General features: G+C 69.3%; 10 protein-coding genes. 2 read left to right on the top strand and 8 right to left on the bottom strand.

Annotated features, from left to right (window positions below):
- Window positions 1–8: 8 nt before the first annotated feature.
- Genes IE308_RS00090 through IE308_RS00080 form a run of 3 tightly spaced genes read right to left on the bottom strand, consistent with a single transcriptional unit; the run spans window position 9 to window position 1,563 of the window.
- Window positions 9–905 carry an ImmA/IrrE family metallo-endopeptidase gene (locus IE308_RS00090; RefSeq protein ID WP_093686006.1) on the bottom strand — a complete coding sequence of 299 codons (897 nt, stop codon included), beginning with the start codon at window positions 903–905 and terminating at the stop codon, window positions 9–11.
- Window positions 902–1,306 carry a helix-turn-helix domain-containing protein gene (locus IE308_RS00085; protein ID WP_190216019.1) on the bottom strand — a complete coding sequence of 135 codons (405 nt, stop codon included), beginning with the start codon at window positions 1,304–1,306 and terminating at the stop codon, window positions 902–904. Before IE308_RS00085 ends, IE308_RS00090 begins: the two co-directional genes overlap by 4 nt.
- Window positions 1,303–1,563, bottom strand: coding sequence for an acyl carrier protein (locus IE308_RS00080; protein WP_093686008.1), 261 nt, complete (start codon window positions 1,561–1,563; stop codon window positions 1,303–1,305). Before IE308_RS00080 ends, IE308_RS00085 begins: the two co-directional genes overlap by 4 nt.
- Window positions 1,564–1,686: 123 nt before the next feature.
- Between IE308_RS00080 and IE308_RS00075 the strand changes: the two genes are divergently transcribed.
- Window positions 1,687–2,565: a nucleoside triphosphate pyrophosphohydrolase family protein gene (locus IE308_RS00075; RefSeq protein ID WP_229908626.1), complete on the top strand. Its 879-nt coding sequence runs from the start codon at window positions 1,687–1,689 to the stop codon at window positions 2,563–2,565.
- Between the two features lie 332 nt (window positions 2,566–2,897).
- Here IE308_RS00075 and IE308_RS00070 read toward each other — a convergent pair whose 3' ends face one another.
- From IE308_RS00070 to IE308_RS00055, 4 genes are all read right to left on the bottom strand, one after another.
- Complete coding sequence (locus IE308_RS00070) at window positions 2,898–3,995, bottom strand: P-loop NTPase family protein (RefSeq protein ID WP_190216017.1); 1,098 nt, start codon at window positions 3,993–3,995, stop codon at window positions 2,898–2,900.
- Entirely contained in the window at window positions 3,992–6,199 is a 2,208-nt protein-coding gene (locus IE308_RS00065; protein WP_190216016.1) for an integrase, read from the bottom strand. The genes IE308_RS00070 and IE308_RS00065 overlap by 4 nt, the downstream gene beginning before the upstream one ends.
- 179 nt (window positions 6,200–6,378) lie before the next feature.
- Window positions 6,379–7,107: a hypothetical protein gene (locus IE308_RS00060; RefSeq protein WP_190216015.1), complete on the bottom strand. Its 729-nt coding sequence runs from the start codon at window positions 7,105–7,107 to the stop codon at window positions 6,379–6,381.
- Between the two features lie 166 nt (window positions 7,108–7,273).
- Window positions 7,274–8,263, bottom strand: a complete 990-nt coding sequence (locus tag IE308_RS00055) for a hypothetical protein (RefSeq protein WP_190216014.1) — start codon at window positions 8,261–8,263, stop codon at window positions 7,274–7,276.
- A gap of 349 nt (window positions 8,264–8,612) precedes the next feature.
- Here IE308_RS00055 and IE308_RS00050 point away from each other — a divergent pair, with 349 nt between their 5' ends.
- Entirely contained in the window at window positions 8,613–9,833 is a 1,221-nt protein-coding gene (locus tag IE308_RS00050) for a DEAD/DEAH box helicase family protein (protein ID WP_190216013.1), read from the top strand.
- A 165-nt stretch (window positions 9,834–9,998) separates the two neighbouring features.
- Here IE308_RS00050 and IE308_RS37145 read toward each other — a convergent pair whose 3' ends face one another.
- Window positions 9,999–12,146, bottom strand: a complete 2,148-nt coding sequence (locus IE308_RS37145; protein WP_268256446.1) for a KAP family P-loop NTPase fold protein — start codon at window positions 12,144–12,146, stop codon at window positions 9,999–10,001.
- Window positions 12,147–12,178: the final 32 nt, after the last annotated feature.

Genomic DNA, 12,178 nt, shown 5'->3' with positions numbered 1-12,178 from the left:
AGCCGGGCTCAGGCAGGCCAGGTCTCGTCGACCCCGGCACGCGGGGCTTCGCGCACCACCGTCAGCCGCAGCGCGGCGCCGTGCGTCGGCACCGCGACCTCGATCAGGCCCTGTCCGCCCGGCGGGAGCTCGTCGCTCACCACGGCGCTCGCCAGCGGCGTCGCCCCATCACTGGTCCACGGCTGAAGCCCCTTGGGCAGGACGTCGAAGACCGCGTTCTCCAGGTGCAGCACCAGCACATCGCCCGCGTCGGCGTACACCGTCTGCCCCGCAGAGGCTGCCGTGATCACGTGTACCTGGGCGTGCGCGGGCAGCGAGGTCCCGCCCGCCAGCGAACTGCGCAGGCCGGCAGGAGGGATCTTGGACCACTGGTCGGCCCGGCCGGCATCCAGCAGCCGGAGGTTCACCAGGTGGCGTACCGTCCCGGCGTACGACGTACCCAGTTCGCGCGCCACCCGGTAGACGTGCTCGGGAGACGACGGCCGGCCGCCGCAGATCCGCTCAAGGGCCGCCCGCACCGCCGGCAGGGGCATCAGGAACCACGCTGCGAACGCCTCCGCTGTCTTCTCCTCCTCGGGCCAGCTGCCGTTGCCCCAGCGCAGCGCGGGATCAAGCTCCTCATCGGCTGCGGTGCGATGGCCCAGTCGGTGATGCCCCAACTCATGTGCGGCCGTGTGCCGCTGGGTGACCGCATTCAGCGAGGCGTTCAGCATCACGGCCGGCCCCTTGTCGGCGGGGGAGAAGTACACGCCGAACAGCCGGGGCATCGGCTGCGCCATCCCGATCACGTCGGCTGCCCCCAGTGCCCGGTGCACGTGGACGTACTGCGTGCGGTCGATGCCGAGGTCGCGGTGTGCCTGGACGGCGGCGATCGAGGCGATCCGGTGTGCTAAGGCCCAGTTCACGCCGTCGGACTCCCGTCCTCGGTCTCCTGTTCCTCGCGTTCTGCCGCCCGCCGCAGGGTGAGGTATTCGGCGAACTCCAGCACTGTCTTGGCGTCCCCGTCGGTGAGCTGGGCCAGTGCCCGCGGCAGACCGGCCAGGGAGTACTCGCCGGCGTCGGCGTCCTTTTCCTCGGCCAGGAAGTAGGCGACCGGCTGCCGGTACAGGCGCGCCAGCTTCTTCAACTCCAGGCTGTCCACCCGCCGCTCGCCGCGCTCGATGTCGCTGATGGCCGAGCGGGGGATGCCGGTCGAGTCCGAGACGAACTGCTGGGACATGTTCAGGTAGTCGCGGGTCTTCTTCAGCCGTTCACCGAGCCGGACCAGCTCAGGATCACGGTCACGGCTGTCCGAAGGAGGGGTCATGACTGCTGCCTTTCAACGATGGCGTCCAGTACCGCCGCGGCGAATGCCCGCACGGACCGGGTGGCCTGGGCCGCTTCCCGGTCTGCGGGAATGGCGACGTGGTAACGCTCCTCAATGCGCGTGAGAATCTCGACCACCAGCAGCGAGTCCACGGGCAACTCCCGACCGCTCTGCTCCAGTTCAGAGCGGAGCTCGTCGGGTGAGACGCCCTCGTACTCGGCGAGGAAGTCGACGACGACCGAGGTGATGTCGTCCATGCTCGGTGTGTCCGTGTTCGACAACTCTCCCCAATCGTCTGCATTTCCAACGACGCTGTCGTAGCATACGACATGCTGTCGGGAAAGCCAACGGGGTTGTCCCAAGATCAGACAGGTGTGAGTGTGGACTTCAAGCGCTACCAGGAAGCGGCCGTCAAGACCCTCCAACTCCCTGCCGAGGGCACCGACCCGGTCCTCGTCCCTCTCCTCGGCCTTGCCGGCGAAGTCGGGTCCCTGACCACCGCCTACAAGAAATTCCTGCGCGACGGACCCGCCTTCGAGCAGGGCAAGCACCAGTTACGCGAAGAACTCGGCGACGTCCTGTGGTACGTCGCCGCTCTCGCCCACCGCTTCGGGCTCGACCTCGACGACGTCGCCGCCGCCAACCTGGAGAAGACCAAGGACCGTTGGCGCCTCACCCCCCACGACGAGCACACCCCCTTCGATGCTGCCGCTCCCGCCCACGAACAGCTGCCCCGGCAGACCACACTGACCTTCACGCCCACCACGACCGACGACGGCCGCACCGTCGTCGTCCTCACCCGGGAAGACGGAACCCCCGCCGGTGACCCCCTCACCAGCGCGTCCCACGTCGAAGACGACTACCGCTTCCACGACATCTTCCACCTCGCCCACGCCACCGTGCTGGGCTGGTCCCCCGTCACCCGCTTCCTGCTGGGCCGCAAACGTAAAAGCGACCCCCGCACCGACGAAGCCGAAGACGGCGGCCGCGCCATCGCCATCGAAGAAGGCATCTCAGCCCTCGTCTTCTCCTACGCCGCCCGCCACTGCTACCTCACCGACATCAAACACATAGACCACGAACTCCTCGCCACCATCGGCCACATGACCGCCCACCTCGAGGTCAGCATCTGCCGCGCCGCCGACTGGGAGCACGCCATCCTCACCGGCTACGCCGCGTGGCGCCAACTCCGTGAGCAGAACGGGGGAACGGTCCACCTCGACCTCGACCAGCGCACGCTCATCGTCACCCAGGACTGACGGCGGCCCGACGGCTGGGGAACGCTCCAGGTGAGGGCGTTCCCCAACAGCCCAGGAGACCCGCGAGTCTACGTTCTCACCCGTCAAGCGCAGATGACACGTCCTGACCCGCACAGCGAGTTCATGATGCTCCGCCATGCGCGTCATCGTCCGGGTGGCGCGGCCTTCCTACGGGCGTCGGTAAGCGCCTGCGAGCCCAGGCCCGAGCAGCCGGTCTCACGGTCCGAGCCGCTTCACGCGTGCCCTCGACTGATGGACAGGACGGTCTGTTCTGACAGACTGCGCGGTTATGTTGGAGGCCTTGAGCGGACCAGGCCGGTCAACATGCCTTCTCAGCGGCCGTCTTCGGATGGCAGGTCGAGGTAGCGGGCGGCGTCGTGCAGAACGTCGCGGGTGATGGCTTCGGTGCGGTCGAGGATGGCGAGTTGGCCGGCCATGCCGACCAGAGGGGTGAGGTTTTCCATGATTCCGTCGGTCATGTGGTAGAGGTCTTCCTCGTGGTCCAGGAGGCTGCCGGGCCGGTGGTGGCGCAGGGACAGCCGACCGTCGAGGGTGGCCACGGTGCTGGGCCATTCGTTGGGGTGTTCCTTGCATCGGGGCGGCAGCCGGTTGACCCACAGGGTGGGCACTGAGCGTTGCCGGATGGGCGCGGTGGCCTCGGTAGGACGCCGCAGGGCGGGGAATCGAGCCGCGCGGGCTTCACGGAGGATGTCGCTGGAACCGATGCCGCTCCAGAAGACAGTCAGTTCCAACTCCTCGGCGAGGTAGTCGAAGTAGTCGAAGGTCGGCTGCAGGTCCTCGGGCCGCAGCCGGTCGATGCCGTCGACCAGGCAGACCTCCGTGCGGGAGTGGCGCATCACGTGGACGGCAGGGCCGGTGAAGTCCTTCATGCGCTGCACGGGCCGCTGCTGGGTGTCGGGGCGGTAGAGGTCCCAGCCGAGGAAGACGGCCAGGGCCGCGGACCAGTCGGCGGGCGTGCCAGGTTCGGGCGGGGCGTTGATGCAGATGACGGGGATACGGCTGTCGTCGATACCGTAGAGCTTTTCGCGGCGGCCCTGGTGACCCAGGCCGATGTGGTGAAGCAGCGTGCGTTTGCCCGTGCCGCGGCAGTCGCTGTCGATGGCGACGTGCGGGCAGGGATGGCGGCGTTCCCCGTTGTGACGCAACAGCCGCCGGGCGGTAAGCGATCCTTTGATGATGTCGGTGGTTTCGACGAGGCCGAGCTGGGCGTGGTAGCGCACGCGGGGGTCGTTCTCGTCGACAGGGTCCTCGGCGGTGCCGTCCTCGTTGGCCGGTGGGATCGGGGGAGGGGAGGGCTTGTGCCGCACACGGGCGCGCCAGCCGTGCAGAGTGGTCGGCAGCCCAGGAGGCAGGACTGGGGCCGGGGCAGGGGGCGAGGCGCTTTGCGGATCGCGTACGGGGGTCTTCACTGTTTGTCTCCTTGCCGTCCGCTGCCTGGTCCGTCGCCGGGCAGGCCGCCAGGCGGGGGAGCACCGGTGCTGTTGTCTCCCGGGATGGCTGAGCTGGGCTCGTTGCTGCTGCCGGGGCCTTTGGGGCCGGGCGGGTGCAGGCCGGGCAGGGACGCCAGGAAGTCGTCGAGGGTCTGTTCTGCGCCCCGGACTGGCTCGGGCGTGTCGAAGAGCTCTCCGGCGGGCCGGTCGAGGGTGCGGAACGGGTGGACGGTGTCCGGGTCCAGGGGCGGCATGTCGGTGGCGTAGGGCTTGGCGGGCGATGGCAGCGAGGGCCGGGACGGGCGGGATGCCGTAGCCGGGCGAGGGGTCTGTGACGCGCTGCCGGAGGACGGCCCGGCGGCCAGGTCGCGCAGCAGCTGGGTGGTGGCCCGGGCGATGGCGGCCTCGTTGTGGCGGCTGCCGCCGGCGGCGAGGTGGATGCGCAGGCCCTCGGACCAGGCCTCCTCGGTCCACCGGTCAGTGAATAGCCGGCGGTGGATGAAGGGCACCTCGACCCACGGGTCGGTGCCCGGCTCGGCCCGGTGGTTGAACAGCCAGGCGACCTCCGGGTTGTCGGGGGAGTAGTGGGCCTCCCAGCGCCCCTGCTGCGCTGTGATGCCGGAGGACCCACGGAAGAGATCCAGTTTTCCCCGGTCCAGGTTGTAGGTGCGATTGTTGATCTGGAAGCCCTTGCGGCTGACCCGGACCCACACCGCCGGCAGCATTTTGCGGTTCTCCTCGGCGGTCAGCGCGGTGGACCGGTAGCCGCGCAGGGAAATGAGGGCCGCGTACATCTGGTTGGGGGTCAGGCGCAGCCCGGGAGTGAAGGGGGAGCGGAGTGCTCCGTGGGGGGTCTGCTGCCAGTGGATGACCACCCACTGCTCGAACCGTTCCTGGAGTTCGCGGATGGTCCACAGCGGCTGCTTGCGGACGCGCTTGCCTCGCAGGTGAAGGCGGTGGTGGGTGTAGGAGGCCAGGTACTGGCTGAAGCCAGTCTTCACCGCCCGCATGGCGCGCTCCACGATCGCCTTGTCGACAGCGGTACGCAGCCGTGCCTCGCGTACTTCGATGCCCAGGGAGTGGCAGGCGCGGGTGAAGTCTGCGGAGATGAATGGCGAGCCGTGGTCGATGACGAGCGTTTCGGGCTTGATGACGGGCCGGGCGGCGGCGCCGGCGAATCGAGGGTCGGCCGCCAGGAGGTCCTCGAAGGGCAGGTCCGAGCCGTCCATGAAGGTTTCCGGTGCCCAGCCCGGGCGCGCGGGAAGCGGGGCCGTGGTCTGGGCAACGACCTGCATGGTGTCGAACGAGCGGGTGGCCCGCCCGGCGGCCCATCGTCCCGTCCCGCCTGTGCGGCCGGTGTGCTTGGGCACGATCAGGTAGCCCACGATGCTGCGGGTGGCCACGTCGATGGCGATGGTGAGCTCCACGGAGATGACCCGTCCGTCGTCACCGAGGACGAGAACGTCCAGTCCGGTGGTGTCGATCTGCACCAGTTCCCCGGGCCAGCGGGCCCAGGTAGCCCGCCGGGCGCCGGGCCGCTCTGCGGATATGGCAGGTCCGGCCGCGTGACGGGCCGCGGCGTCATGCGAGTTCTCCGCGGTGATCCCCAGCCGCTCCAGCAGCCGGTAGAACGTCGCCGGACTGATCACCAGGCCCCGGGCGGTCTTCGGGTCGGCCAGCAGGTGCGCGTAGCGGACCCGAACCGTCTGCTGCACCCGGTCGATCAGCCGGGACAGCGTTCCTGGTGACAGGCCTCTGCCGCGCTCGTCGTCCAGGACCTCCCACACGAGGTCGACCACTCGCGTGTCGACGCGCCCGTGCGGGGCCGCACTACGCCGGCTGCGCTTGTCGACCAGGCCCATCAGGCCGTCCCTACGCCAGGCCGCGCACTTTCGTTCGACAGTGGCCGCGGACACCGGGGTTCCTGCCTGCGTCAACTGGTCGGCCTTGGCCTGGTAGCGCTGGCGCAGGGTGCGCTGCTGCGGGTCGAAGGCCGGTGGGGGCTCGGTGGTGGCGGGAACGTTCGGGGCCTGCTGGTGCAGTACCTCCTTGACATGCCGCTCCCACTTCTCAGCGGCCTTGCGTACGTCGCGCGGCAGCGCACGGAACTCGCCGAGGCGGCCGGGCAGCGAACTGCGTCGCGCCGCCCGGTTCAGCACGGCGAAGTCGGGGGCCGAGGTCACTGCCGTCTGCAGGATGATCAGCGGCTCTGCGGGCTCTGCGGGCTCTGCGGCATCGAGGAAGAGACGCGGTCCGTGGAAGGCGGTGACCACCCAGAGGCCACCGCGGAAGCGGATGGTGTCCCCCAGAGCCAGAGTGTCAGCAGCGGGGGGCGCTGCGGCGCCTGCGGCGTGCCGCGAGATCACCTGACCTCCCCTGACCATGCCGTCGATGACGGGGTGAGCGGGACACTCATGTCGGTGTGCAGCCGCCGCGCCCAGATCAAGTGATAGGCAAGGTCCACTCCCACATACGAGGGCAGGGCGGCGGCGCGTACCCCGGAGCGGATGGTCCGAGGCAAGGCGAACTGCCGTGCTAGCAACTGGTCCTGCCCGGCCGTGAGCCACCGTGGACTGCGGGCGGCGTAGAGGAGCTTGAGGTTGTCCAGTTCCACCCCGGTGGAAGGCTCCATCACCCGGATCTGCCAGCCTGCTGCTGCCGAAGCCACCGCCAGCACGTCCTGCTCGGATTGCCACCGGTCGGTGATTTCCTCCGGCCGCACGCAGATCACCTCGCGCTGCCCCGCTCGTAAGGCGACGAACGCCGGCCGCAGGCGATGGCGGCGCCCCTGACGGCTCCAGCGCAGCTCCATGGGTCCCGCGCTGCGCAGCCCGACTGCAGGGTCGCGGTCCAGGAGCATGCCGCAGTGCTGCTGCCGGAGTGAGCCGCAGGCCAGCAACTGGTCGGTGGCCGAGGCCCAGGCGTTGGTGACGAACGACTGCCGTCCCGGGTAGGGTACGGGCCGCTCCAGCGGGGCCAGCTCCTCGAACGCCACCTCGCCGACCTCTGCCACCGGGCGTTCGCGCTGCCGTCCGAACCGGTCGAGGTAGCAGACGGCGATCTCGTGCGCGCTGACCGGGCCCCCTGGCACGTCCGTCCCCTTCGTCCTCTGCAGCGGGCCGCCCTGCGCGTGTCCCCGCTCCAGCATCCGGGCACGGGCCCGGGGAGCGCAGCTGCAACCGTCTGCACCCCACGATTGAGGGGACCGGCGGATGCGTGTACGAGACGTGAGATGCGTATCGCTGCGGAGGACGAGCTCACACGGCGGCGAACGGGTCGCCCCAGTCCCAGGGCAGGCAACACAGGCTCCCCAGCGGCGCCTGGTGCTCGTCGTCCTGGTGGATCAACGCGGTGACAGGCTGCCGGTCCCCGCGGCGGCCGCTACCCCCATTGTCTTGTACGGCCGGCGTACACCGGCGGTGTCGTGCTAGCCACTCCGCCACCGGGACCGGCCAAGTGCCCAGGGGCAGTTCGAGCGAGCCCGCCAGTTGCGACAGCTCGGCCACCAGACGGGCCTCAGCCGCAGCCCACGGCCCGCTGGGCAGAGCGGCGCGCTGCTGCTCGTAGCGCAGCAGCGCCCGGGCCACGAGCAGTGCCTCCGGATACACCAACAGCCATGCCGTCTCGATATCCCGGGGCTGCAGCCCGGCCCGCCCGGCCCGCTCGGCCCACCGGCTGGTGAGTGGGGCACGGCGCCACCACCATCCAGCGAGAGCGAAGGCGTCCGCCACCAGCACGGCCCCGGCGGGCCCGAAGCGCCGCTCCAGCCTGCCCCGCCTGCGGTGCGCGTCGACGGACTCTGGCAGCCGGGCCAGTTCGACCCCTCCAGGCCCGCCCTGACGCACATGGGTGAACCGGCCGTGCCGCTCACAGATCTTCCACCTTTCCGGCCAGACCAGCCACATCTCACCCCAGCCCCCGCCGCGGACCGCCGCACACAACCCGCAGGCCGGCACCAGACAGTGCGCCAACGGCTCCCACGGCCACTCCCACCGCGCCCGCTCGCCCGGCAGAAGATGCGGTGCGCGCAGATGCGGCAGAGCCCACCGCAGCCGCGCGGACGGCACATCGAGCATCTGCGCGAGCCTGTCCGCCGCTGCGCCGCTCAGCAGCACCTCCGCCAGATGCGGTCGCAGGGCCTGCTGCCCTGGCGGCCCGTCACCCAACTCGGCCAGCAGGAAGTCGACCTCCACCCCCTGCAAACCGGCCACCCGCCACAAGAACGAGCAGTTCGACTCGTGCGCCACGAAGCGCACCGGTTGCTGAGCCAGGCTCCTGCCCCACACTGCGTTCCCCAACGTCCCGCCCCGTCCCAGGGCTCCGCGGCCGCCCGGCCACGGGCACCACCTCCGTGCAGCCCTTGTTGATCCTTGCTGCCCGTCCGGGCCTATGGGACCGGACGGCGCCGCACGGCTGTCCCGGCCCGCGGGAACCTCCTCAACGCTGTGTGGCACTGCGCTCTCTACCACGCCGCACCGCTCCCCGACCGGAGAGTTCACCCCCAGGGGTGAGGAGACCCGCATTGAGCACCCCGCGCCCTACACCCGTCCGCATCCTGCCCTTTGAGGCTCATCAGCTCGAGCGGGGGGCCATCCTGTGCTGCACGACCTGCCTGCCGAACGCCTGCCCAGCGAACTGTGGACGCGCCAGCGTGCTGCGGCGGACTGCGTGCTCAATGCGTTCGCCATGGGCTCCGAACGCCAGCAGGTCATCATGCCGTGCGGCACGGGGAAGACCCACCTCGCCGTCCACATCGCCCACGAAATCGCCTCCAGCAGCCGCACTCTGACGGTGATGCCGACCCTGGACCTGCTCAACCAGACAGCGCGCGTCTGGCACACCTCCGGCCGGCCGGGCCACTTCTTCGGCCTGTGCTCCGACAAGCAGACCAGCGAGCCCGTCCTCAGCGGCGTGCTGACCATGACCAACGACCCGAGCTGGCTGGCCGCCGCCGTGCGTGGCGCCGACGGGCCCGTCAGCGTCTTCGCCACCTACGCCTCGCTGCCCAAACTCGTCGAGGCCCACCAGCGTCACCGGCTGCCGCGCTGGGACATCGCGGTCGTCGACGAAGCGCACCGCACCGCCGGCGCCCGTGCCAAGCCGTGGGCCGTCATCCACGACAACGACGCCATTCCCGCCCGCCACCGGCTCTACCTCACCGCCACACCCCGTATCTGGGACGTCAACCGCGGCATCACCACGGAGCCGATCGCTTCCATGGACGACGTCGACCTCTTCGGCCGCATCGCCTACCGCTACTCACTGGCCGAAGCCATCCACGAAGGACGGCTCGCCGACTACCGCATTGCCGCCCCCGAAATCCACAACACGCAGTTGCACGCCTTCCTGGCCGGGCGCACACGCAAGGGGGCCCGGCGCACCCCCCAGGCCGACGCCATGCGCGTGGCGGCGGCCCAGCTGGCCCTGCTCAAAGCACGCGAAGATTACGCGATTCGCCGCGCGGTCGTCTTCAGCCGCAGCATCATCCAAAGCGAGGCCTTCGCCGAAACCCTGCCCGAAACCGCCGCCGCCATCCCCGGCGGCCACGCCGATGACCTGTGGGTCGCCAGCGTCCACTCCCGCAACGGCCGCCGCGAGCGGCAAGAGCGCCTGACACGATTCGCACAGCCCCCACAAGACAAGTACGCCAGCCAGCTGGCGGAGCTGAGCGTGCTGTGCAACGTCCGCCTGTGCGTCGAAGGCGTCGACTTCCCGCTGGCCGACTCCGTGCTCTTCGCCGACCCCAAGCAGAGCACCATCGACATCGTCCAGGCGATTGTCGTGGGTCGTTTTTTGTGCGCAGTGGGTGAGCTCTGAGCTGGGGATTTCTCAGTTGTAGTGGGTCGTTTTGGTGCTGATGGTCCTGCTGAGCATGGCTTAGCGGGGTCTTGCAGGTTCTTGGCCTGGGGGTGTGCGGTTTGTCTGGGTGGCATGCAGATGGATTGGGTCGCTACTTGGGGGAGGCGTTCTTCGGGCGCGGGGTCACGTCGTGGTGTCGGAGTCTGGGGGTGGGGTCTGGCCTGTGGCGGGGCGGTGCTCGCGCAGGGCTTGGAGGATGTTGGCGTGGTGTTCGTCGGCGGGGCTGTTGCTGGTCTGGGTCTGGAGGAGGGGGTCCAGGCGTGTGTAGAGGTCGTCGAGGCCGAACATGGCGTCGAGGCCGGCCAGGACGTTCTCGTCGATGAGGCGGTGCGGGCGTGGCGTGGGATGGAGGAGTTGGCCCAGGAGAGGGAGGGGTTCCCATCCGGTGTCGAGGCGTTGGCGTAGCCAGGGGCGCAGGCTGTCGGGGTGGGTGTGGCGCCACATCCAGATCAGGTCGGTCTCGGACTCGGTGAGTTCCTCAGCAGGTCTGCCTGTGGTAGGCGCTAGGTGCTGGGCGATCTGCTCGGTTACGGCGTCGCGGGCCTGAAGAGACCAGTCTTCAGTGGTCTGTACTTCCTCGGAGTCGTTGTTGTCCGGGTTGGTGACGCGGTGCAGGGTCCGGGTGGCCAGGACTGCTCCGTCTGGGGTGGCGGCCATGGCGGCCAGTACCGGGGCCCTTTGTTCTGGTGGGAGGTCGGTGAGGAGGTCCCGGGCGAGGAACTGCAGGCTCATGCCGCTGTTGACCAAACCCATCATTTCCGGTTCGGCGGTCAGCTGCCCGTAGCTGTCTGCCATGGCCTTGAGTAGCGCGGCGGCGGGGAGGTGGATGCCGGTGCTGCGGCGCTGCTCGATTCGGCGGGTGATGCGGTGGGTGTCGTCGCGGAGGCGGAGTAGGAGTTCGGCTGCTTCTTCTCCGGGGGCGTCGGCGGCCAGCTGGGCCAGGGCCTGGTCGAAGGTGGCTTCGGGGAGGTCGTCGTCGGGGACGCCGAAGACCGTGTACCGGTCGAAGTAGTCGGTGCTGCCGATCCCGCGGCGCTGGGCGGCGGCTTTCGTGTCGTTTCCGTTGCCGAGGTCTTTCTGGACTGTTGGGAACAGCAGGGCCAGCAGGTTGAGCACGCCGTTGATGTGGTTTTCGGCCACGCCGGCTTCGCGTAGGCGGTGGCGCCAGCGTTCGGCTCGTTCGCCGGGCTGTTGTGTGCTGTGTCGCTGTGCTGGGTCGATGCTGGTGCCGGTCAGTTCGGCGCGGTGCCGTCTCAGGAGCCGGTAGACGCCGGGCTCGTTGGTGCGCAGGAAGGTGACGATGAGGAAGTCAACCAGGTCTACGTTTCCGGAGAGGGAGCTGAGGGTGGCGTCGGCCTGTCCGAAGTAGCGTTTGACGGCTCGTGGCGTCTGCAGCCTGTCCTGTAGGTGCCGGAAGTAGGCCTCGGAGAAGCGTCGTTCCTCGCTTGGCGTCATGGACAGGTTGTGGGAGTCCAGGAGGGCGTTGAGGGCGCGGATGCTCATGGCGGCGGCGTCGCGTTCGCGGAACGCGGGAAGGTCGAGCCGTACCTGGATGATCTTTTCCAGGAACTCGCGGGCCCTGGCCTCGCTGTTTCCCACGAGGTCGCTGCGTTGCAGGACGTCCAGCAGCGTCTGCTCGTCGAAGCTGATCAGGTAGTAGACGTTCGGGAGATGGCCCACCAGGCGCACCAGTTTGAAGACAAGGAGCAGCTCGTCGGGGGTGAGGCGGTCCAGATCGTCCATGACGACCAGGACGGGCTGCCCTGCCCGCCGAAGGGCCTCTTCGGCCTTCCGCTTGGCCGCCGAGGCGCTGGTGTCTCCGCTGATGCGGTCGCTGAAAGCCTTGATCAGGCCCTCTGAGTCGAGGCCGGCCAGAGCGGTGAGCTTGCCCAAGGGGCTGATTGCCTGCCCGAAGCCCCCGAGCGTTTTACGGACTTCTGACCAGCGCTTTCCCTCGGGGAGGGCGGCTCGGACTTCGCTGAAGAGTGCCGCAGTCAGCGTCTCCAGGTCGGAGTACAGCCATGGGTTGAGCTCCGCGATCAGCCAGTCCTCGCTGCCGTCCTGTCGCTGCAGGAGGCGTGTCACCTTGCCCAGGACCGTCGACTTTCCGGAACCCCAGGGTCCGATCAAAGCCAGGACGCCGGTTTCGGTCTGGGCCCGGACGCGCCCCAGCAGCTCCACCGCGTGCTGCGCGTACCGTTCACGCCCCAGCAGGTCGGACCCCTCGTCGTCGAGGAACGGTTCGTCGTTGAAGAAGCGCGCGTCGCTCATCGGCATAGCGTGCCTGATCGCATCGTCACCAC

Source organism: Streptomyces griseosporeus (assembly GCF_014656055.1).
Classification (GTDB): domain Bacteria; phylum Actinomycetota; class Actinomycetes; order Streptomycetales; family Streptomycetaceae; genus Streptomyces; species Streptomyces griseosporeus.
Note: the sequence above shows the minus strand (reverse complement) of the source record. Positions and strands in the feature narration are given on the sequence as shown.

Excerpts from the sequence above, each read along its gene's own strand:
- IE308_RS00085 (WP_190216019.1), bottom strand. The coding sequence starts at position 1,306 with ATGACCCCTCCTTCGGACAGCCGTGACCGTGATCCTGAGCTGGTCCGG.
- IE308_RS00080 (WP_093686008.1), bottom strand. The coding sequence starts at position 1,563 with ATGGACGACATCACCTCGGTCGTCGTCGACTTCCTCGCCGAGTACGAG.
- IE308_RS37145 (WP_268256446.1), bottom strand. The coding sequence starts at position 12,146 with ATGAGCGACGCGCGCTTCTTCAACGACGAACCGTTCCTCGACGACGAG.